Consider the following 21,346-nt stretch of genomic DNA (forward strand, 5'->3'; position numbering starts at 1 on the left):
CGGCAGTCGAGCCGCGCCGTTCCAAACGGATCAAGCAGCCAGCCGGTTGCGAATCTCGCGCATGGCAGCCGACAGCATGGCCAGATCGGGGGTGGCCGCGCGCAGTTCCTCGAACATGCGGCCGCAATGTTCGAGCGCCGGGGCGCGGGCGGCCAGCCAGTCGTTGACCCGCTCATCGACGCTGGCGCCGCCTTCCTGGGTCAGGACCCGCTCGGTCAGTGCCGCATGTTCGCGGTACAGCTCGTCGCGGAAGGCCATCCGGGCCAGCGTCTGCCAGCGGTTGTCGCGCGGCAGGCCGTCGATCACCTCACGCAGCCAACCCAGTTGCAGCGCGTCTTCGAGGCGGAAGTGGACCAGTGCCACCTCGTCGACCGGCAACTGGTGCTGGCGGGCCAGACGGGCCACATCGAGCAGCGCCAGGGTGGCGTCCAGATGGACCACCCGGGCCGCCAGTGCCGGCTCGACACCGGCCTGGGCCAGCCGCTCGATCTCGGCGCTGAATTCGCTGCGATCCTTGAGCCAGTCGGCCAGACGCGGCAGCAGGGTCGGCATTTCACCCAGCAGCGTGGCGAGCTGGCTTTCGGCGTCGAGCACCGTCATCTGTAGACGCAGCACCCAGCGGGTGATCCGTTCGAGCTGCTTTCTGACTTCGAGCATCAGCTCGTACTGGAGCGAGCTGTCCACCCGGTTGTCGAGTGCTTCGAGCTGCTGCCACAGCATATCGATCTGCATCATCCGGCTGGCCAGGCTCCAGGCGCGTACCGTATCGGCCTGGCTGGCGTTGGTTTCCTCGGCCACCCGGAACACGAAGGTGATGCCCATCCGGTTGACGATCTCGTTGGTCAGCACCGTGGCCACGATTTCGCTGCGCAGCGGATGGCTGGGCAACTGGGCGCGGAAGCCTTCCTGCATCCGCTGCGGAAAGTAGTTGGCCAGCGTGTCGTCCCACTCGGGCGACTTGGGCAGCGGCGACTCGAGCAGTTGCTCGTACAGCACCATCTTGGAATAGGCCAGCAGCACGGCCAGTTCCGGATTGGTCAGGCCCTGGCCTTCCTTGTGCCGTTCCTGCAACTGCACATCGGAGGGCAGGTACTCGATGCGACGGCTCAGCTTGCCGGCGCGCTCGAGCGTCTGCATCAGCCGGGCATGGACCGACAGCAGCGACTGGGCCTGCCGGCGCTCCAGGCTGACGGCAGCGGTCTGTAGATAGTTGTCGCGCAGCACCAGATCGCCGACGTTGTCGGTCATCTCGGCCAGCAGCAGATTGCGCTGCTTGAGGGTCATATCACCGGCCTGGACCAGCCGGCCCAGCAGAATCTTGATATTGACCTCATGGTCGGAGCAATCGACACCGGCCGAGTTATCGATGGCGTCGGTATAGACATGGCCGCCGTGCATGGCGTATTCGACCCGGCCCAGCTGGGTAAAGCCCAGATTGCCGCCTTCGGCCACCACCTTGGCGCGCAGTTCGCGGCCGTCGATGCGCAGCGCGTCGTTGCCACGGTCGTTGGCTTCGGCCTGGCTCTGGGTGCTGGCCTTGACATAGGTGCCGATGCCGCCGTTGTAGAGCAGATCGACCGGGGCCTTGAGAATCGCCCGGATCAGATCGTTGGGCGCCAGTGCATCCTCCTGGATATCGAGCGCCGCCTTGACTTCGGGCGAGATCGGAATCGACTTGGCCGAGCGCGAGAACACGCCGCCGCCTGCCGAAATGCGGCTGCGGTCGTAGTCCTCCCAGCTGGAGCGCGGCAACGCGAACATCCGTTTGCGCTCCTCGAACGAGCTGGCCGGATCGGGATTGGGGTCAAGGAAGATGTGCAGATGGTTGAATGCCGCCAGCAGCTTGATATGCGGCGAATTGAGCATGCCGTTGCCGAACACGTCGCCCATCAGGTCGCCGATGCCCACGCAGGTGAAGTCCTGGCTCTGGGTATCGTGCCCCATCTCGCGGAAATGGCGCTTGACCGATTCCCAGGCGCCACGGGCGGTGATGCCCATCTTCTTGTGGTCGTAACCGACCGATCCGCCCGAGGCGAAGGCGTCGTCGAGCCAGAAGCCGTATTCCTGCGATACCGAGTTGGCGATATCGGAGAAGGTCGCGGTGCCCTTGTCGGCCGCCACCACCAGATACGGATCGTCGGCGTCACGCCGATGCACCGCAGGCGGCGGTACCACCTTGCCGTCGACCAGATTGTCGGTGAGATCGAGCAGGCCACGGATAAAGGTCTTGTAGCACTCGATCCCTTCGGCCTGATACGCCTCGCGGCCTTCGGGCGCCTGCTTGACCACAAAGCCGCCCTTGGAGCCGACCGGGACAATCACGGTGTTCTTGACCATCTGCGCCTTGACGAGGCCGAGCACCTCGGTGCGGAAATCCTCGCGTCGGTCCGACCAGCGCAGGCCGCCCCGCGCCACCTTGCCGCCGCGCAGGTGGATGCCTTCGACGCGCGGCGAGTAGACGAAGATCTCATACAGCGGCACGGGCTGCGGCATATTGGGGATGCGCGCCGATTCGAACTTGAACGAGATATAGGGCTTGGGCTGACCGTCGGCACCGGGCTGGAAGTAGTTGGTGCGCAGCGTGGCCAGGATGGCGTGGTAGAGGCTCGACAGAATCCGCTCGTCGTCGATGCTGGGCACCTGGGTCAGCGCATCGCGGATCCGGCTCGACAGCGCTTCGTGCTGATCGGCCTGCTGCTGGGCCGGGTCGTGCTGGATCAGGAACAGCATGGCCAGATCGCGTGCGATGTCGCGGAAATGGGCCAGCCGGTCGGCGATATGGTCGAGGCTGTAGTTGAGGCCGATCTGCTTGAGGTATTTGGCGTAGGCACGCAGCAGTGCCACTTCACGCCAGCCAAGGCCGGTCAGCAGGATCAGCTTGTTGAAGCGGTCGTTCTCGGCCTGACCTTCGAAGGTGGCGGCAAAGCCGGCCTGGAAGGCGGCACGGTGGGCTTCGTCGTCAAGCAGGCCCGCCTGCGGCAGCTTGAGCGCGATATCGGTGACCCAGCCCCGGCCGCCGTCGGCAAAGCGCAGCGTATAGGGCTGCTCTTCAAGCACGCGCACACCCATGTTTTCCAGCACGGGCAGGCTGTCGGACAGCGCAATCGGCTGCTCGCGGAAGATCTTGAAGCGGTGCAGCGCCGGGTCGGTCAGATTGGAGCCCAGCAGCTTCATGGCGAGCCGGCCGCTGCTGAGCGCCGTTTCGATCTTGTCGATATCGGATACGGCGGTGCGGGCGTCGTAATCGGCGTAGTAGGCGGCCGGGAAGGCGCGCACATACTTGGCGTACAGTGCCATGCCGCGTTCTTCGCCGGCATGGGTGGTCAGATTGAGTTGCAGATCGTCGGCCCAGCGACGGGTGGCGTGGGCGATCTGGTTTTCGATCTCGCGCGGGTCGTACTCGGGCAGGGTGCTGCCGGGCGAAGTGCGCACGATAAAGTGGATGCGTGCCAGGATCGATTCCGACAGGCTGACGTTGAATTCGGCCGAGCTGCCGCCGAAGGCGTCGGTCAGAATCTGCTGCATCTTGATCCGGACGTCGGTGTTGTAGTTGTCGCGCGGCACATAGACCAGGGCCGAGACATAGCGGCGATAGAGGTCTTCGCGGATAAACACCCGCACCCGGCTGCGTTCTTGCAGATTGACGATGCCCAGCGCAATCTCGCCCAGGGCCGATTCGCTGATTTCGAGCAGCTCGTCGCGCGGGTAGGTCTCCAGCACATTGGCCAGTGTCTTGGCCTTATGGCTGTTGGGCACCAGACGCGAGGCGGCCATCACCTTGGCGATCTTCTGGCGCAGCAGCGGAATCTGTCCCGGCGGGGTGTTGTAGGCCTGGGCGGTGTAGAGGCCGAGGAAGCGACGCTCGCCCACCACATTGCCGTTGTCGTCGTAGCGCTTGATGCCGACGCAGTCGAGATAGGCGGCGCGGTGAATGGTGGCCTTGGAATTGGTCTTGGTCAGCAGCAGCGGCACCGGGTTGCGTGCCAGCGAGCGGACATCGGCCGGCAGTTGGGCAAAGCTCGCCGAATGCGAGCGGCGGCCGTCGCCGCGCAGCAGGCCCAGTCCCGAATCGGGCACGATGGCCAACTGGATGCCGTCGTCGGATTCGGTCAGGTCGTAGTCGCGGTAGCCCAGAAAAACGAAATTGCCTTCACGCAGCCATTCCAGATAAGCGAGATTTTCGCGCCATTCCGCCTCGTCGATCACCGGAGTGCGCGCGTTCAGTTCGTCGCGCACGGCCACCAAGCGCTCGGCCATCGCCGGCCAGTCCTCGACGCAGTCGCGCAGTTGACCCAGCACCTGTTCGAGTTCATGGCGGATCTGCTCGAGCCGGACGCGGTCGCTGACCCGATCGATTTCCAGATGCATCCACGATTCGGCATGACCATCGGGCGAAAAACCGTGCAGCGTGCCCTGCTCGTCGCGCTTGACCCGGAACACCGGATGAACGAGTAGATGGGTCGCATAACCGAGTCGGGTCAACGCCAGGCTGACCGTATCGACCAGGAAAGGCATATCGTCGTTGATCAGCTCGATCGCGGTATGGGTGGTCTGCCAGTGATGGTCGTCAAAGCTCGGGTTATAGACCCGGACCACGGCCTGACCGGGCTTGCGCTGCTGGGCCAGCTTCAGATGGGCCAGGGTGGCGCCGTACCAGTCCTGGGCGTCTTTGCTGGCGAGATCGGTGGCATCGACATCGGCGTAGTAGGCATCGATCAGGTCGGCCAGCCTGGGCGGGCCGTCAGGTCTGAGCTCGGCTTGCCGGGCGATATCGGCCACAAGGCTGGAATGGAAGGATTGCATTCTGGTTTGTCTCCAAAAGTTGCGTGGCGGCGGACCGGTCGATAACCGTCCGCCCTCCGGCGGCAACCGTCGGCGCGGTCGCTCTGGGCCGGATCAGGCCAGCGCGAAGGGCGGATTGTAGCCGCCGCAACCGCCTGTCCCTTCCCATCAAGCGACAGATTGTTATACCCGGCTGCGCGGCGTTGGCTGTCAGCATAGCCAATTCCTTGTGTAGCGCATGTCCGGGCCGTCGCCCGTTGGCGGCCGGAATTGTACGCCTATGGCAGATTTCGTGCTGCCAAGGGAAAGCCCTGACCGTTGTCCTGGCCCGATTGGCGTTGTACAGGGCCGATGCGCTTGGTTACACTGCGCGCCGCCCGGCGCCCCAAGCACATTTTTGCGTTGCAACAAATGCTCCTGTAACAAGATGTCGCATTTAGGAAAGGTGAGCCTTTCGGGGCAGGACTACAATCGTTCGCGCCGGGCGATACGAAGACCGCGCCGTCCTTTTGATAGGGCAGGCACGGCAGCAGGGCACCGCTTTGCGCGGTGTCAGGGGGATGGTTGCCACAATCTCATGCTCTGACAAGGAGTTGCCGCAAATGTCGATCAAAAAGACTGCGCTTCTGGGCGCATTTGTCGCCCTGGCCGTTTCGTCCAGCGCTTTCGCCAAGGAATGGAAAGAAATCCGCATCGGTCTCGAAGCTGCCTACGAGCCGTTCACCTACAAGACCGCTGACGGCAAGCTGACCGGCTTTGACGTCGATATCGCCAACGCCCTGTGCGAGCAGATGAAGGCCAAGTGCAGTTTCGTCGAACAGGACTGGAAGGGCATTATCCCGGCCCTGCGCGCCAACAAGTTCGATGCCATCATTTCCTCGATGTCGATCACCGAAGAGCGCAAGAAGGCGGTCGACTTCTCGGCCAAGTACTACCACACCCCGCAGCGTCTGGTCGGCAAGACCGGAGCCGGCGACGGCAGCCCGGCTTCGCTCAAGGGCAAGCGTGTCGGTATTCTCAAGGCCTCGACCCAGGAGAAATACGCTCAGAAATACTATGCCCCGGCCGGCGCCACCCTGGTGCCGTACGACGCCCAGCAACAGGTCTATCTCGACCTCGCCGCCGGTCGGATCGACTACACCGTGGCCGATGCCGTCGAAGTGGGCGAAGGTTTCCTGAAAAAGCCCGAAGGCAAAGCCTTTGCCTATATCGGTGCCGAACTCAAGGACGACCAGTTGTTCGGTCTGGGCGCCGGTGTGGCCGTGCGCAAGAGCGACACCGATCTGCGTGACCAGTTCACCGCCGCCATCAAGGCCATCCGTGCCAATGGCGTCTACAAGAAAATCAACGACAAGTACTTCAAATTCGACGTCTACGGCAACTAAGCCGGACGCGAGCGCGGCGCGGCCTGTCGGGCCGCGCCCTTCCAGCCATACCTCCTCCGTATCCTGCATGGGCTAAGCTAGAACGGCGCTTTGCGCCGCCGGCCCGCTATTGCCGGGAGCGGGGTAGGGGAGAATCTAGAGATGTTTGACGGATATGTAGGCCATATCCTCGGCGGCGCGGTGCTGACCCTCAAGACCGCCTTTGGGTCGATGCTGATCGCTACCGTGCTGGGGCTGCTGGGGGCGTTGGCCCGGCTGTCGCCACGCTGGATATTCAATAAACCGGCCAGCCTGTACTCGACCGTGGTGCGCGGCATCCCCGATCTGGTACTGATGCTGCTGGTGTTCTACGGCGGCCAGCAGCTCGCCAACGATCTGTTGGCACGGCTGGGCTATCAGGGCCAGTTCGATTTCGACCAGTTCACCGCAGGCGTTCTGACGCTGGGCTTTATCTACGGCGCCTATCTGGTGGAAACCTTCCGTGGTGCCATTCTCGGCGTGCCCAAGGGACAGTGGGAAGCGGGCTACGCCTATGGGATGAGCGCCAGCCGCACCTTCCTGCGTATCGTATTGCCGCAGATGATCCGTCTGGCGATTCCGAGCTACACCAATAACTGGCTGGTGCTGACCAAGGCCACGGCCCTGGTGTCGGTCATCGGCCTGCAGGACATGATGCTGCGCGCCAAGGAGGCCGGCGGTGCGACGCGCGAGCCGTTCACCTATCTGCTGGTGGTCGGGGCGGTCTATCTGGCCATCACTTCGGTGTCGCTGGGCCTGCTCAAGCTGGCCGAGCGGCGCTATTCGGTCGGCGTGCGCCACGGGGAGCTGTAAATGGATTTCGGCATTCTGTTTGAGGCCGACAACTACCGGCTCTATCTGGACGGCCTGTGGGTCACGTTCAAATTGCTGTTGCTGTCGGTATCGGTCGGTCTGGTGCTGTCGATCGGCCTGTCGGTGCTGCGGGTATCGCGCAACCGGCTGGTGGCCGGACCGGTCTGGCTGTTCACCTATGTATTTCGCGGCACGCCCGCCCTGTTGCAGCTCTATCTGATCTACTACGGGCTGTCGCAGTTCGACTGGATCCGGGCCAGCTTTGCCTGGACCTATCTGCAAGATGCCACTTTCTGCGCCTGGCTCGCCTTTGTGCTCAATACGGCTGCCTATACCACCGAGATGCTGGCCGGGGCGATCCGGGCGACGCCGCACGGTGAGATCGAAGCGGCCAAGAGCGTGGGGATGAGCAAATGGCTGATGCTGCGCCGGGTGGTGCTGCCGTCGGCACTGCGCCGCTCGCTGCCGGCCTATTCCAATGAGGTGATCATGATGCTGCACACCACCTCGCTGGCCAGTACCGTGACCCTGCTCGATGTGACGGCGGCGGCCGATCGGCTGTATTCGACCTACTATATGCCGTTCGAGCCGTTTATCGCCGCTGCCGTGATCTATCTGATCCTGACGTTTGCGCTAGTCAGATTGTTCAAGCTGGCGGAGAACCGCTGGCTGGCCTATCTACAGCCGCGTAAGGCCTAAACGAGGTTTTTCATGCGCATCCAACGCCATTCCCTGCTGTCGCCAAGTCTCGGCACCCAACGCGAGGTGGTGAGTTTCCATTACGGGCCGCCCAACGGAGTCGGCAAGGTCTATATGCAGGGCAGCCTGCACGCCGATGAACTGCCTGGCATGCTGACGCTGCACCATCTGCGTCCGCTGTTGCAGCGGGCCGAGGATCAGGGCCTGTTGCGCGGCGAGGTGGTGCTGGTGCCGGTGGCCAATCCGATCGGTCTGGACCAGACCCTGCTGTACGACCATATGGGCCGCTTTGAAGCGGGCAGTGGCGAGAACTTCAACCGCCGCTATCCCGATTTCGCCCCGCTGATCCGCGACCGGCTGGCCAGCCGGCTTGGCGCCGACCCCGAGGAGAACCGCCGGCTGATCCGCGACGCCATGGCCGAGGCACTGCTCGAGGTGCCACCGCTGACCGAACTCGAATCGCTGCGCCAGGTGCTGGTGTCGCTGGCCTATGACGCCGATGTGGTGCTCGACCTGCACTGCGATTTCGAAGCCGTGATGCATCTGTATGTCGAGACGCCGTATTGCGCCCAGGCCGAGCCGCTGATGCGCTATCTGGGCGCCCAGACGGTGCTGCTGGCACGCGGCAGCGGCGGCCATTCGTTCGACGAGGCCCTGAGCGGCGTGTGGTGGCAGCTCGATGAATTCTTCGACGGCCGTTTTCCGATTCCGCTGTCTTGTCTGTCGGCCACCGTCGAATTGCGTGGCAAGGCCGATGTGGATCATGTCAATGCGGCGGAGGACGCCGCCCGGCTATTCGATTTCCTGGTCCATCGCGGCATCGTCGCGGGCGACCCGCCGCCCCTGCCGCCGGCCCGCTGCGAACCCACGCCGCTGGCCGGTTCGCAGACGCTGCGTGCGCCACAGGCCGGGGTGGTGGTGTTTCTGCGCCAGGTCGGCGAGCGAATCGAGGTGGGTGATGTGGTGGCCGAGGTGATCGACCCGATCTCGGGGCTGGCAACTCCGGTCCAGTCCGGGGTCGGCGGCTGTCTGTTTGCCCGTGAGAACCGCCGCTACGCCACCCGTGGCATGGATCTGTGCAAGATCGCCGGCAGTGTGCCGTTCCGTACCGGTTATCTGCTGTCGGCCTGAGTATCGGTTTTTTCCGCATCGAACAGGGTCTGCCCGCAGCGGCGGGCCCGGATGGAGTTTCTTTCGTGACCACCAAACTTCAGGTCGAAGACCTGCATAAGCGCTACGGCACCCATGAGGTGCTCAAGGGCGTTTCCCTGACTGCCCATGCGGGCGATGTGATCAGCATCATCGGCTCGTCGGGTTCGGGCAAAAGCACCTTTTTGCGCTGCATCAATCTGCTGGAGCGGCCGCATGCCGGCCGTATCGTCGTCGCCGGCGAGGAGATGAAGCTGGTCAGTGCCCGCGACGGCATGTTCCGCGCCGCCGACGAGCGTCAGTTGCAGACCCTGCGGGCCAAGCTCGCCATGGTGTTCCAGCATTTCAATCTGTGGGCCCATATGACGGTGCTGGAAAACATCATCGAAGCTCCGGTCCATGTGCTCAAGGTCAGCCGCGACGAGGCGGTGGTGCGGGCGCGCCGCTATCTTGACAAGGTCGGGCTGAAGAATGTCGAGGATAAATACCCGGCCCATATGTCGGGCGGCCAGCAGCAGCGCGTGGCCATCGCCCGGGCGCTGGCGATGGAGCCTGAAGTGATGCTGTTCGACGAGCCCACCTCGGCGCTCGATCCCGAGCTGGTGTCCGAGGTGCTGCGGGTAATGCGCACGCTGGCCGAGGAAGGTCGCACCATGGTGGTCGTCACTCACGAGATGGGCTTTGCCCGTGAGGTATCGAACCATGTGATCTTTCTGCATCAGGGCCGGATCGAGGAGGAAGGCGATCCGAAACAGGTGCTCAATGCGCCGCAGAGCGAGCGGCTGCGGCAATTCCTGTCGGGCAGCCTTAAATAACATGGCCGACGTGGCCGGCTCGGGCGAGTCCAATATTCAGTTTTTATGATGGATTGGGCAAAAGCAGGTTGACTCCTTAGTGCCCAAGGCAATCAAATGCCTCTCTGGGTCTGGAAATTAGATGTTCGAATATACTGATAAACCTGCTACCAGCCTGATCGGGGTTCTGTTATTGCCCGGTTTCTCGCTGACCGAACTGGGCTTGTTGAGCGATTGCGTCACCGAACTCAATACGGTGGCGGCAGCGCCACTGTATGAACTGCGCTGCCTGTCGATGGATGGCCTGGCCGTGCCGTCGCGCCAGGGTCGGGCGCTGCCCGTCGATGGCCGGTTCGACCCTGAGCAGTCGTTCAGCCTGCTGCTGGTGGCCAGCACCCGGCTGCCCCGGCCGCTGGCGGCCAACGATCCGGTGGTAGCCGCCCTGTCGGCCCAGGCGCGCCATAAAGGTGTGCTCGGTGCCGTCCATGCCGGCGCCTTCTGGCTCGCTGCCGCCGGCCTGCTCAACGGCTGCCGCGCCACGGTGCACTGGTCGATGCTCGATACCTTCGCCGAGCGCCATAGCCAGGTCATCGCTTCCAGCAATCTGTTCGAACTCGACCGCGAACGTGCCACCTGCGGCGGTGGGGCGGCGGTCGCCGATCTGCTGCTCCATCTGGCCGCCCGCCAGCACGGCCACGAACTGACCGCCACGGTGGCGGAAAATCTGCTGCTCGACCGGGTGCGCGGCAAGGACGACCGCCAGCGCGTGCCCCTGAAAAACCGGGTCGGCGCCAGCCAGCCCAAGCTGGTGCAGGCGGTATTGCTGATGGAGGCGAATCTCGAAGAGCCGCTGACCACCGACGAGATCGCCGGCCATGTCTGCGTCTCACGCCGCCAGCTGGAGCGGCTGTTCAAGCAGCATCTGGAACGGGTGCCGTCGCAATACTATCTGGAGCTGCGCCTCAACCGCGCCCGCCAGATGCTGCGCCAGACTTCCAAGTCGATTATCCAGATCGGCCTCAGTTGCGGCTTTTCCAGCGGACCGCATTTCTCCAGCGCCTATCGCAATCATTTCGGGATGACACCCAGGGAAGACAGGCAGACCCATGGCAGAAGCGTGCTTGGCGAGGGTAATTAAACAAGTCGCTTTGATCAGGTAGGCCTATCCATAAGCCTCCGCTGCGGTGGAGGAGGAAATATATCTGGGTTTTCAGCGTGCTGGGATTTGTTGGGAATGCCTTGGGGAATAGGGGACAATGATGAAATGCACTGTTGCTAGATATACCGGCGCGATGGCTTTTAAAGTGGTCTCGCCGATGACTTTATCATCGGCGAGAAAGGGCCGATTCGGTCGCGCTTGTAGTTCCATGTGGCAGTCCGGCAATCAGTCGCGCTGGGATACTCGTAGCATCTGTCCATGCTCAGCCGTGCTGCCATGCCGGACTGCTTGAAATTATTTTCATTGGATTGTCTTAAAAGGAGGAGGTGGTCAATAAGTCTTGCTGGATTGTAAGCACAAAAGAGATGTGCTGGGTTCTTTCGGTAATCTGTTTTTAAATTAATTTTTAATTTTCCTGTGCTGCAAAGGATGGGGAAAAAACAAAAGAGCTAATGGAAAAGATTCGGCTGCCTTATATAAATTCTGTTTGGGGTAAGGGGGTTTATGAAAGATGTCAAGAGTACGGTGCTAAAGAATCGTAGGGTAAATTGTCGTTCGGTATTCTTGCGGACGAATGGCCGGAAGTAGTAAAGGTTCTCTTCATCCATACTTGCTTGGGCTTAAGACGCAATATCAGCGGCTTTTCAAAAATCTCTGACATGTCAAGTATACGAAGTGCGAGATTGGGTAGGTTTCATCAAAAATCTCGTCGCCAACCAGTGCCGGGGCCGGAGCTGATCCGGTCCTTCTTGCCAGCTTGCCTCGCCTATAACTCCATGTCGCAATCCGGCAATCATTCGCGCCGGGGCGCCCATAGAATCTGTCCATGCTCAGCCGTGCTGCCATGCCGGCCTACTTGAAAGGATCTCAGCCATGTCTCAAGTGACCCGCGCCGACTTTGACCGCGTGATGGTGCCCAACTACGCGCCTGCCGACTATATTCCCGTCCGGGGCCAGGGATCGCGGGTGTGGGACCAGGAAGGCCGTGAATATATCGACCTGGCCGGCGGCATCGCCGTGAGCTCGCTGGGTCATGTCCACCCGGCCCTGGTCGGGGCGCTGACCGAGCAGGGCAACAAGATCTGGCACGTCTCCAATGGCCTCACCAACGAACCGGCGCTGCGACTGGCTTCCAAGCTGGTGGCAGCTACCTTTGCCGACAAGGTGTTCTTCTGCAATTCGGGCGCCGAAGCCAACGAAGCCGCCTTCAAGCTGGCGCGCAAATACGCCATCGACAACCACGGTCTGGACAAGCATCAACTGATCTCGACCGGCAACTCCTTCCATGGCCGTACCTTCTTTACCGTGACGGTGGGCGGCCAACCCAAGTATTCCGACGGTTTCGGTCCCAAGCCCGCCGGCATCACCCATCTGCCCTACAACGATATCGACGCCCTGACTGCCGCCATGTCGCATGAAACGGCTGCGGTAGTGATCGAGCCGGTGCAGGGCGAAGGCGGCGTCCTGCCGGCCGAGCGTGCCTATCTACAGGCGGCTCGCGAGCTGTGCGACCGCTACGGTGCGCTGTTGATTTTCGATGAGGTGCAGACCGGCGTCGGCCGTACCGGCGCGCTGTATGCCTATATGGAATATGGCGTGATCCCCGACATCCTCACCTCGGCCAAGTCGCTGGGTGGTGGTTTCCCGATCGGTGCCATGCTGACCACCGACCGGATCGCCAAGCATTTCGGCGTCGGCAGCCATGGTTCGACCTATGGCGGCAATCCGCTGGCCTGTGCCGTGGCCGAAGCCGTGATCGATGTGGTGTCGCAGCCGGAAACCCTCGAAGGCGTGCGGCAGCGGCATGACCGGCTGCTGAGCGGTCTGGAGGCGATCAATGCGCGCCATGGCGTGTTCCAGCAGGTCCGTGGCATGGGTCTGCTGCTGGGCGCGGTGCTGGCCGACGGCTATCGTGGCCGCGCCAAGGACTTCATGACCGCTGCCGCCCGCGAAGGGGTGATGGTGCTGCAAGCCGGTCCCGATGTGGTGCGCTTCGCACCCAGCCTAGTGATCCCCGAAACCGATATCGACGAAGGTCTGGCCCGCTTCGAGCGTGCCGTGGCTGCGCTGGCTGCCGTCTGATCCCTTGCGTCGCCAACCCGGGACGGCTGCGGCCGTCCCGCGCCAGGAGGAAACCCTGTGTTCGTATTCCGCCCCAGTCGCCTGTCCGATCTGCCGGCGATCGAAAAGCTGGCGCAGGAAAGCCCGGTCGGCGTCACCTCGCTGCCGCCCGACCGCGATACCCTGTTCCGCAAGATCCAGGCCTCGCTCGATTCCCTGGCCGCCGATGTCAGCTTTCATGGCGAGGAAAGCTATTTCTTCGTCCTTGAACAGGTCGAGCGCAGCGAACTGGTCGGCGTGGCCGGCATCGTCGCCTCGGCCGGCTTCAACGAGCCGTTCTACAGCTACCGCAACGAGACACTGATCCATGCCTCGCCCGGTCTTGCCATCCATAACCGCATCCACGCGCTGTCGCTGTGTCATGACCTGACCGGCAATACGCTGCTGGCCTCGTTTTTTATCCGTAAGCCCTACGCCTTTACCCGCCAGTCCGACCTGCTGTCGCGCTCGCGCTTTCTGTTCATGGCCAACTGGCCCGAACGGTTTGCCGACACCGTGGTGTCGGAAATGCTGGGCGCCACCCGCCTCGATGGCTCGTCGCCGTTCTGGGATTCGGTCGGCCGGGTGTTTTTCGGCATCGACTACCAGACGGCCGAACACTACTGCGGCGTCAACGGCCGCAAATTCATCTCGGAAATGATGCCGCAGCACCCGATCTATGTGCCGCTGCTGAGCGACGAGGCGCAGGAGGCGATGGGGCAGGTCAATCCCGATTCGGCCGTTTCGTTCGATGTGCTGATCCGCGAAGGCTTCGAGGCCGAGAACTATATCGATATCTTTGACGGCGGCCCGACGCTCCATGCCGCGACCCGGGCCATCCGCACCATTGCCCAGAGCCGGCTTGCCACGGTGCGACGCGGCCATGGCGGCGGTCTGCCCTATCTGATCGCTAATCGCAGCGTCGAGGAATTCCGCTGCCTGGTGGTCGAGGCCGAGCCTTTGGGTGACGCCGTCAATCTGTCCGCCGCCGCGCTCGATGCCCTGGGCGTCAGCGACGGCGCGACCGTGCGCATCGCGCCACTGTGAGGAGACACCCCATGCTGGTCCGCGCCATCCGCCGTGACGATCTCGACGCCCTGCTGCTGCTGGCCAGAAGCACCGGCGTCGGCGTCACCACTCTGCCGGCCAACGAGGAGCGGCTGCTGCGCCGCATCGAAGCCTCGCTGGCTGCCCAGGCCGCCGAGCCCAAACCCGAGCATTCGAGCTTTGTCTTCGTGCTCGAAGACACCCGGCAGCAAGGCCGGGTGGTCGGTATCTGCGCCATCGAAGGCGCCGTCGGCCTGACCGAACCCTGGTACAACTATCGCGTCGGCGTCAGCGTGCACGCCTCGCGCGAACTCGGGGTCTATCGCAAGCTCGATACCCTGTTTCTGACCAACGACCTGACCGGCTCGGCCGAGCTGTGTTCCCTGTTCCTCCATCCCGACTGGCGCCATAGCAACAATGGCAGCCTGCTGTCGAAAAGCCGCTTCCTGTTCATGGCCGAATTCCCCGAGCGCTTCGAGCGGCGGGTGATTGCCGAGATGCGTGGGGTATCCGACGCCACCGGCATGTCGCCGTTCTGGGAAGCGCTGGGTCGTCATTTCTTCAAGATGGAATTCTCCGAGGCCGACTATCTGACAGGCATCGGGCAGAAATCCTTTATTGCCGAGCTGATGCCGCAACATCCGGTCTATACCGCCTTTCTGTCCGAAGCAGCCCGCGCAGTGATCGGTCGGGTACACGACAACACCCGGCCCGCGCTCGCCATGCTGGAAGGCGAGGGTTTCCGCTACAACGGCTATGTGGATATTTTCGACGCCGGCCCGACCATCGAATGCGAGCTGGGCGATATCCGCGCCGTGCGCGACAGTCGCCTGTTCACCACCGTCACCGCCAACAGCCCGACCGAGGGCCGGCTGTGGCTGGTGTCGAACCGACGACTGGCCGACTTCCGGGTGGCGCTGACCCATAGCGAACCGATCGACGGCCAGCTGCCGCTGAGCCCGACGGTACTGGCCAATCTGGGCTGCGAGTCGGGCGCCAGCGTGCGTGCCGTGCCCCTGTCGGCGGCGACTGCTATATAGAAAATTTTCTGAAAAACTGGTGCAAGACCCAGTATTTAAGAAATCAAAAATTAACCAAAACATGCCATACGGTGTGTCCGTGCGGAGCTAAAACGATGAGCCAATTTATTGACGGCGTATGGGACGCGGGCGCCGGTGCGCCGTTGAGTTCGCGCAATCCGGTCAGTCAGGCCGAAGTCTGGTCGGGCCATGCGGCAAGTGCTGCCCAGGTGGACAGCGCGGTCAAGGCGGCGCGGCGGGCGTTTCCCGACTGGCGCGACCAGCGCTTCGATGGCCGGCTCGCTGTGGTGCAGCGCTTTGGCGAGTTGCTGAACCAGCACAAGACCGAGCTGGCCGAGGTGATCGGCCTTGAAACCGGCAAGCCGCGCTGGGAAGCATTGACCGAAGTCCAGTCGATGATCGGCAAGATCGAGATTTCGCTGCGCGCCTATCAGGAACGGACCGGCAACCGCGACAGCGCCATGGGCGACGCGCGCGCCGTGCTGCGTCATCGGCCGCATGGCGTGGTGGCGGTGTTCGGTCCGTACAATTTCCCGGGCCATCTGCCCAACGGCCATATCGTGCCGGCGCTGCTGGCGGGCAACTGTGTGCTGTTCAAGCCATCCGAACTCGCGCCGCTGACTGCCCAGCGTACGGTGGAACTGTGGCAACGCGCCGGTCTGCCGGTCGGGGTGCTGCAACTGCTGCAAGGCGCGCGCGAGACGGGCGCGGCGCTGGCGGGCCATCCGGGACTCGACGGTCTGTTCTTCACCGGTTCGTCCGGCACCGGCAACCTGCTCCATCGCCAGTTTGCCGGCCAGCCCGAAAAAATCCTGGCGCTGGAGATGGGGGGCAACAACCCGCTGATCGTCGATTCGATCAGCGACACCGATGCCGCCGTCCACCACACGATCCAATCGGCCTTTATCTCGGCCGGCCAGCGCTGCACCTGCGCCCGGCGGCTGCTGGTGCCGCGCAGTGCGGCAGGGGACGCTTTCCTGGCCCGTCTGGTCGAAGTCAGTGCGCGGCTGCGCGTCGGGCGCTGGGACGATGCCAGCGAGCCGTTTATGGGCGCGGTGATCTCGCTCGATGCCGCGGAGCGGTTGCTCGCCTCGCAAGCAGCGCTGCAAGCGCGCGGGGCGGTGTCGCTGCTGGAAATGCGCCGGCTCGAAGACGGTACGGCGCTGTTGAGTCCGGGTCTGCTCGATGTGAGCGCCGTGACCGATCTGCCGGACGAGGAGGATTTCGGGCCGCTGCTGAAAGTCCAGCGCTACGACAGCTTCGACGAGGCGCTGGCATTGGCCAACGCCACCCGTTATGGCCTGGCAGCGGGCCTCCTGTCCGACCGTTCCGACCTCTATGACCGTTTCTGGCGCGAAGTGCGCGCCGGCATCGTCAACTGGAACAAACCGCTGACCGGGGCGTCGAGCGCGGCGCCGTTCGGCGGGATCGGGGCATCGGGCAATCATCGGCCGAGTGCCTATTACGCGGCGGACTATTGCAGTTATCCGGTGGCCGGGCTCGAAGCCCCGAGCGCGACCTTGCCCGCCACCCTGTCGCCCGGCATGGCCTTCTAGTATGGAAGGGCTCGACCTGCATCTACGGCCATGGCGGGTATCCGATCTCGAAGAAATGGCGCGCTGGCATGTGTCGGGCGCGACCTGGCGGCGTTTCGATGCGCCCTATCTGCCGCCAGCCAGTGCGGCGGCCATGGTGGAGCAGGTAAGGGCCTGGTTGCTGCGCCCGCCTGCTGTCGCTGAATCGCTGGTGGTGGCCGACAGCGACAGTGACCGGCTGCTTGGGCGGGTCTGGCGCTACTGGCAGTGTCGCGACAGCCGCTGGCTCAGCACGGGCGTGGTGCTGTACGACCCGACCTACTGGCATCGCGGTCTGGGCTATCAGGCGCTGGGACTATGGTGCGAGCACCTATTCACCGTGATGACCGATCTGCGGCGGCTCGATCTGCGCACCTGGTCGGGCAACCCGGCCATGATGCGGCTGGCGGCCCGGCTCGGTTTTGTCGAAGAAGGGCGCTTTCGCCGGGCGCGCGAGGTTGACGGGGTCCATTACGATGCCCTGGCCTACGGCGTATTGCGCGAGGAATGGCGCAGCCGCTATCCGGCCGGTTTTGCCCAGGCGCTGACGCGGCGCGTGCCGGACTCGACGGTGCTGGCCGCACCTTGAGCGGCTGCCCGGTCCGATTTTCACCGAAGGAAACGACATGATCGCTTACGAAGCCAATTTCGACGGCCTGGTCGGCCCGACCCACAACTATGCCGGGCTGTCCTACGGCAATGTGGCCTCGACCAGCAACGAGCGGCTGGTCTCCAATCCCAAGCTGGCGGCGCGGCAGGGGCTGGCCAAGATGAAGGCGCTGCACGATCTGGGCTTCAAGCAAGGGGTGCTGGCGCCGCACGAGCGGCCCGATGTGGCGGCGCTGCGCCGGGTCGGTTTCTCGGGCAGCGATGCCGAGGTGCTGCGACAGGCGGGCGAACAGGCGCCGGCCTTGCTGGCGGCCTGCTCCTCGGCCTCGGCGATGTGGACGGCCAACGCCGCGACCGTCAGCCCCTCGGCCGATACGGCCGACCGGCGGGTCCATTTCACCGCAGCCAATCTCAACAATAAATTCCACCGCTCGATCGAGCATCCGACCACCAGCCGGATCCTGGCGGCGATGTTCGCCGATGAGCGACATTTCGCCCACCATCAGGCGCTGCCGGCGCAGATGCATTTCGGCGACGAAGGGGCGGCCAACCATACCCGGTTCTGTCGTGACTACGGCGAGGCCGGGGTCGAGTTCTTCGTGTTCGGCCAGGCAGCGTTCGATCCGCGCTATCCGCGTCCGACGCGCTTTCCGGCGCGCCAGACCCTCGAAGCCTCTCAGGCCGTGGCCCGGCTCCATGGGCTTGATCCGGCGGGCGTGGTATTTGCCCAGCAAGCGCCCGAGACCATCGATCAGGGCGTGTTCCATAACGATGTGATTGCCGTCGGCAACCGCGAAGTGCTGTTTCACCACCAGCGGGCCTTTCTCGACCAGGAGCGGGTACTGGCCGAACTGGGGGACAAGCTGGCCCGGCTCGGCGGTCGTTTTCAGGCGATCGAGGTGCCCGAGGCCGAAGTCACGGTCGAAGAGGCGGTGCGCTCCTATCTGTTCAACAGCCAGCTGCTGAGCCGGGCGGACGGGCGCATGATCATCGTGGTGCCCGAGGAATGTAAGGCCAACGAGCGGGTCTGGCGCTATTTGCAGAGGCTGAGCCAGAGCGGCGGTCCGATCGATCAGGTGCTGGTGTTCGATCTCAAGCAATCGATGCAGAACGGCGGCGGTCCGGCCTGTCTGCGGCTGCGGGTGGCGCTCAACGACGCCGAGCTGGCCGCGGTCAATCCGCGTGTATTGATGTCGGACGAGCTGTTTGCCACGCTCAACGACTGGGTCGATCGTCATTACCGCGACCGGCTGAGTGCGGCTGATCTGGCCGATCCGCTGCTGGTCGAGGAGTGCCGGGTAGCGCTTGACGAGCTGACCCGGATTCTGGGACTGGGCTCGGTCTATCCGTTCCAGCTTTGAGGGGAGACGCGATGCACGCCTATCTGGCCGATCTGCTGGCCGCTCGCGCGCCCGATCTGCCGCCTACCTTGCCCGGCGGTGCCCGGCTCAGCGTGGCTGGCGAGGGTCTGCTGCTGATCGAGCCGGCAGTCCCTGCGCTTGATCTGTTCTTGTCCTGCGGCATCCACGGTAATGAAACGGCGCCGGTCGAGCTGGTCGATCGACTGCTGGCCGATCTGCTCGACGGGCGACTTGGCGCCGGGGCGCGACTGCTGCTGGCGTTTGGCAATCCGCCCGCCTTGCGATGTGGCGAGCGTTATCTCGACGACGACCTGAACCGCCTGTTCGGCAAGCCGGCAGAACAGACCGGCGAGGGCCCGGCCGCTCAGCGCTCACGCGAACTGGAGCGGGCGGCCACGGCCTTTTTCGCCCAGTCGGGCAGCCGGCCACGGCTGCATTACGATCTGCATACCGCGATCCGCGGTTCGGCGATCGAGAAGTTTGCCATCTATCCGTTTCCGCACGAGGCGCCGTTCGATCTGGTCGAGATTGCCCGGCTGGCGGCCTGCGGTATCGAGGCGGTGTTGCTGCAATCCAAGCCGTCGCCGACCTTTTCCTATTTCACCCGCCGCCATGGCGGTGCCCATGGTTTTACCCTGGAACTGGGGCGGGCGCGGCCCTTTGGCGACAACGGCTCGGTCGATCTGAGCGCGCTTGAGGCCGAATTGCGGCGGCTGGTAACGGGGGAGCTGCGGCGTCATCAGGTCGCTCCGCCGCAGTTGTTTACCGTGTCGCGTGAAATCATCAAGACCAGCGAGGACTTCCGCCTTCATCTGGCCGATTCGGTGGAGAATTTCACGGCGCTGCCGCAAGGTTCGCTGCTGGCCGAGGACGGCGAGCAGCGCTGGGTCGTCACCGAGGAAGACGCCCGCATCGTGTTCCCCAATCCCAAGGTCAAGCCTGGGCTGCGGGCCGGGCTGGTGGTAGTGCCGGTGCGGCACTGAGTGTTTTTAGAAACTAATCTGAAAATGGCGTGCTAGAAACGGCGCGCCATTAGACAAGAAATAAATGCTTCTTGAACGGGTCCGCTCAAGCCCATCGAATTCGCGGCACTATCCGTGTCCACCAGCCGGTCCGGCCGTGATGGCGCCTTCGCGGCACGCGCTAGAACGTCCCGTCTCCTCTAAGCAGAGTTCCCCGCCAGATCACCTTGTCAAAGCGTGCCCGCCGCCACAGCAGGCGGCCAAGGATCAGTAACAGTGCCAGGGGCGGATAGATCAGCGGTTGATCGAAAGCCAGACTCAGGGCCAGTGCCAGCGGCAGGACCACCACCGCCAGTGCCAGCAGCCAACGCAATTCCGCCGACGGTTTGAGATGGCCGCCGCAATGCTTGCAATGAAGCTGCCAGCCACGCTGGCGGGTCAGCAGACGGCGCGGCCGGTCGAAGTCGAGAGCAGTCAGGCCAAGGGTTTGGTCACAGTAAGGGCAACGATGTGAGGGAGCGTGCCCGGAGGGGACGGGGTCGTATCGGGCCATGAGCAGTCTCCAGGCGGAGGATCAGGCGGGATTGCGGCCGGCGAGCGCAGTGCCGCTGCGGATGCGGATTTCCTTGCCCTGCACATCGGCGCAGACGCGGGCGCTGTTGGCGGGAGGAATCAGGGTTTGCGAGCGCCCATCGATCACGATTTCGATGCTGAAGCTGTCGGCGGTGCAGATCCGATAGTTCTGCGGCGTGGTGGCCTGGACGATGGTGCTGTGATAGGAATAGGTCTGACAGTTTTCCTCGCATTGGGCCGTAGCGTAGGGATGCGAGGCGGCGAGGGCGGGAAGGGTGCTGAGCGTGGCCAACAGCAGCAAGGGCTTGTTCATCTTGTTCTCTCCGGTCGATGGCGTCGCCCGGCGCCGAGGCCGAGCCCGGGCAGAGTAGCCCGGGCTGCTTGAACGGCAGCTTAACCAAGTGGTTGCTGACGCTGGCGCCAGTAGGCTTCGGCGATAAAGACCAGGGCCAGCCAGGCCAGACCCAGCGACACCGCGGCGATGACGTCGCTGAGGTAATGGGCGCCCAGATAAATCCGACTCAGACCCACCCAGGCCACCAGCAGCGAGGACAGCAGCAACAGCAGACTGCGCCCCAGCCACGACGGGAAGCGGCGCCATAGATAGAAAGTCAGGAAACCGTAGAACAGGGTGGCGCCGATGGTGTGTCCGCTGGGAAAGCTGTAGGTCGTCAGAAACACCAGTGGGTCTTCAAATTCGGGCCGTGGCCGCTGGAACAGATACTTCAGCCCCACATTGAGCAGCTTGCCGCCACCTACGCACAGCAACAGCGTCCACAGCCAGTGCCAGGCCCGCTGCCACATCAACCAGATTGCCAATAAGCCACTTAATGCCATCACCCCAAGGGTGCCGTGCAGGTCGGTGAACACCATCATCCAGCGCGTTACCTCGGGCGTACCGCGCGCCTCGAACCAGCGGGTGAGCTGGAGATCGAGCAGAACCAGCGCGTTCTGCTGGACGACCTGATAGGCAATCACCGCAAAGCTGGTGAGGCCGACCAGCAGTAGCAACAGACCGATGATTTGCTCACGCAGCAAGGGATCGCGAGGCAGCAGTTTGGACATCTAGTAAGCACTCCACAGTAGCAGCGGCTGATACCGGCGAAGCCGATTGGTCGGTTGGGGGAATGGAAAGTTCGGCTCGGCAATAAGAAAAATCAACGTGGGAAATATTGAGTTTGCCAAATTGCCAGCGTGGCATCGGGTGATATTTTATATGAGGAATGTCTCGGTTAACTACATGGAGATAGGATTGTTGGTAGTGGACAGTTAAATGGAGTC

17 protein-coding genes are annotated in these 21,346 nt (G+C 63.3%); 13 read left to right on the forward strand and 4 right to left on the reverse strand.

The genetic code is table 11. From position 1 onward, the window contains the following. Positions 1 to 30: 30 nt before the first annotated feature. Entirely contained in the window at positions 31 to 4,803 is a 4,773-nt protein-coding gene (locus ACFOW7_RS01485; protein WP_378160258.1) for an NAD-glutamate dehydrogenase, read from the reverse strand. A gap of 581 nt (positions 4,804 to 5,384) precedes the next feature. On the opposite strand from ACFOW7_RS01485, the gene ACFOW7_RS01490 reads away from it, so the two are divergent. The 13 genes from ACFOW7_RS01490 to astE all read left to right on the forward strand — a co-directional run bounded on the left by ACFOW7_RS01490 (position 5,385) and on the right by astE (position 19,513). Beyond that, positions 5,385 to 6,167: an ABC transporter substrate-binding protein gene (locus ACFOW7_RS01490; protein ID WP_449252210.1), complete on the forward strand. Its 783-nt coding sequence runs from the start codon at positions 5,385 to 5,387 to the stop codon at positions 6,165 to 6,167. A gap of 141 nt (positions 6,168 to 6,308) precedes the next feature. Then, the gene (locus tag ACFOW7_RS01495; RefSeq protein ID WP_378160260.1) at positions 6,309 to 6,998 is read left to right on the forward strand and encodes an ABC transporter permease; all 690 of its coding nucleotides are present in this window, start codon (positions 6,309 to 6,311) and stop codon (positions 6,996 to 6,998) included. Beyond that, positions 6,999 to 7,697 carry an ABC transporter permease gene (locus ACFOW7_RS01500; protein ID WP_378160262.1) on the forward strand — a complete coding sequence of 233 codons (699 nt, stop codon included), beginning with the start codon at positions 6,999 to 7,001 and terminating at the stop codon, positions 7,695 to 7,697. A 12-nt stretch (positions 7,698 to 7,709) separates the two neighbouring features. After that, positions 7,710 to 8,828 (forward strand): M14 family metallopeptidase, encoded by a 1,119-nt coding sequence (locus tag ACFOW7_RS01505; protein ID WP_378160264.1) that lies wholly within the window; start codon positions 7,710 to 7,712, stop codon positions 8,826 to 8,828. A 65-nt stretch (positions 8,829 to 8,893) separates the two neighbouring features. After that, entirely contained in the window at positions 8,894 to 9,661 is a 768-nt protein-coding gene (locus ACFOW7_RS01510; protein WP_378160266.1) for an ABC transporter ATP-binding protein, read from the forward strand. Positions 9,662 to 9,782: 121 nt separating this feature from the next. After that, on the forward strand, positions 9,783 to 10,778 hold the full coding sequence (locus ACFOW7_RS01515; RefSeq protein ID WP_378160268.1) for a GlxA family transcriptional regulator: 996 nt from the start codon (positions 9,783 to 9,785) through the stop codon (positions 10,776 to 10,778). Positions 10,779 to 11,672: 894 nt separating this feature from the next. Continuing rightward, the gene (locus ACFOW7_RS01520) at positions 11,673 to 12,881 is read left to right on the forward strand and encodes an aspartate aminotransferase family protein (protein WP_378160270.1); all 1,209 of its coding nucleotides are present in this window, start codon (positions 11,673 to 11,675) and stop codon (positions 12,879 to 12,881) included. A gap of 57 nt (positions 12,882 to 12,938) precedes the next feature. Continuing rightward, entirely contained in the window at positions 12,939 to 13,946 is a 1,008-nt protein-coding gene (locus tag ACFOW7_RS01525; RefSeq protein ID WP_378160273.1) for an arginine N-succinyltransferase, read from the forward strand. Positions 13,947 to 13,957: 11 nt separating this feature from the next. Beyond that, positions 13,958 to 14,986 carry an arginine N-succinyltransferase gene (astA, locus tag ACFOW7_RS01530; RefSeq protein ID WP_378160276.1) on the forward strand — a complete coding sequence of 343 codons (1,029 nt, stop codon included), beginning with the start codon at positions 13,958 to 13,960 and terminating at the stop codon, positions 14,984 to 14,986. A gap of 95 nt (positions 14,987 to 15,081) precedes the next feature. Beyond that, entirely contained in the window at positions 15,082 to 16,542 is a 1,461-nt protein-coding gene (astD, locus tag ACFOW7_RS01535; RefSeq protein WP_378160278.1) for a succinylglutamate-semialdehyde dehydrogenase, read from the forward strand. Position 16,543: 1 nt separating this feature from the next. Further along, positions 16,544 to 17,149 carry a GNAT family N-acetyltransferase gene (locus tag ACFOW7_RS01540; RefSeq protein WP_378160280.1) on the forward strand — a complete coding sequence of 202 codons (606 nt, stop codon included), beginning with the start codon at positions 16,544 to 16,546 and terminating at the stop codon, positions 17,147 to 17,149. 37 nt (positions 17,150 to 17,186) lie between these two features. After that, entirely contained in the window at positions 17,187 to 18,530 is a 1,344-nt protein-coding gene (gene astB / locus ACFOW7_RS01545; RefSeq protein ID WP_378160282.1) for an N-succinylarginine dihydrolase, read from the forward strand. 11 nt (positions 18,531 to 18,541) lie between these two features. Then, on the forward strand, positions 18,542 to 19,513 hold the full coding sequence (gene astE, locus ACFOW7_RS01550; protein ID WP_378160284.1) for a succinylglutamate desuccinylase: 972 nt from the start codon (positions 18,542 to 18,544) through the stop codon (positions 19,511 to 19,513). A gap of 160 nt (positions 19,514 to 19,673) precedes the next feature. Here the strand turns inward: astE and ACFOW7_RS01555 are convergent, their stop codons facing one another. From ACFOW7_RS01555 to ACFOW7_RS01565, 3 genes are all read right to left on the reverse strand, one after another. Then, positions 19,674 to 20,045: a hypothetical protein gene (locus ACFOW7_RS01555; protein WP_378160286.1), complete on the reverse strand. Its 372-nt coding sequence runs from the start codon at positions 20,043 to 20,045 to the stop codon at positions 19,674 to 19,676. A 21-nt stretch (positions 20,046 to 20,066) separates the two neighbouring features. Next, positions 20,067 to 20,378, reverse strand: a complete 312-nt coding sequence (locus tag ACFOW7_RS01560) for a hypothetical protein (protein WP_378160288.1) — start codon at positions 20,376 to 20,378, stop codon at positions 20,067 to 20,069. Positions 20,379 to 20,458: 80 nt separating this feature from the next. Then, the gene (locus ACFOW7_RS01565; protein ID WP_378160290.1) at positions 20,459 to 21,130 is read right to left on the reverse strand and encodes a phosphatase PAP2 family protein; all 672 of its coding nucleotides are present in this window, start codon (positions 21,128 to 21,130) and stop codon (positions 20,459 to 20,461) included. Positions 21,131 to 21,346: the final 216 nt, after the last annotated feature.

It is taken from the genome of Chitinimonas lacunae, from assembly GCF_042650885.1.
Classification (GTDB): domain Bacteria; phylum Pseudomonadota; class Gammaproteobacteria; order Burkholderiales; family Chitinimonadaceae; genus Chitinimonas_A; species Chitinimonas_A lacunae.

Coding starts and splice junctions, on each gene's coding strand:
- ACFOW7_RS01500 (WP_378160262.1), top strand. CDS start 6,999: ATGGATTTCGGCATTCTGTTTGAGGCCGACAACTACCGGCTCTATCTG.
- ACFOW7_RS01490 (WP_449252210.1), top strand. CDS start 5,385: ATGTCGATCAAAAAGACTGCGCTTCTGGGCGCATTTGTCGCCCTGGCC.
- ACFOW7_RS01520 (WP_378160270.1), top strand. CDS start 11,673: ATGTCTCAAGTGACCCGCGCCGACTTTGACCGCGTGATGGTGCCCAAC.
- ACFOW7_RS01555 (WP_378160286.1), bottom strand. CDS start 20,045: ATGGCCCGATACGACCCCGTCCCCTCCGGGCACGCTCCCTCACATCGT.
- ACFOW7_RS01515 (WP_378160268.1), top strand. CDS start 9,783: ATGTTCGAATATACTGATAAACCTGCTACCAGCCTGATCGGGGTTCTG.
- ACFOW7_RS01495 (WP_378160260.1), top strand. CDS start 6,309: ATGTTTGACGGATATGTAGGCCATATCCTCGGCGGCGCGGTGCTGACC.
- ACFOW7_RS01485 (WP_378160258.1), bottom strand. CDS start 4,803: ATGCAATCCTTCCATTCCAGCCTTGTGGCCGATATCGCCCGGCAAGCC.
- ACFOW7_RS01560 (WP_378160288.1), bottom strand. CDS start 20,378: ATGAACAAGCCCTTGCTGCTGTTGGCCACGCTCAGCACCCTTCCCGCC.
- astA (WP_378160276.1), top strand. CDS start 13,958: ATGCTGGTCCGCGCCATCCGCCGTGACGATCTCGACGCCCTGCTGCTG.
- ACFOW7_RS01540 (WP_378160280.1), top strand. CDS start 16,544: ATGGAAGGGCTCGACCTGCATCTACGGCCATGGCGGGTATCCGATCTC.
- ACFOW7_RS01565 (WP_378160290.1), bottom strand. CDS start 21,130: ATGTCCAAACTGCTGCCTCGCGATCCCTTGCTGCGTGAGCAAATCATC.
- ACFOW7_RS01505 (WP_378160264.1), top strand. CDS start 7,710: ATGCGCATCCAACGCCATTCCCTGCTGTCGCCAAGTCTCGGCACCCAA.
- astD (WP_378160278.1), top strand. CDS start 15,082: ATGAGCCAATTTATTGACGGCGTATGGGACGCGGGCGCCGGTGCGCCG.
- astE (WP_378160284.1), top strand. CDS start 18,542: ATGCACGCCTATCTGGCCGATCTGCTGGCCGCTCGCGCGCCCGATCTG.
- astB (WP_378160282.1), top strand. CDS start 17,187: ATGATCGCTTACGAAGCCAATTTCGACGGCCTGGTCGGCCCGACCCAC.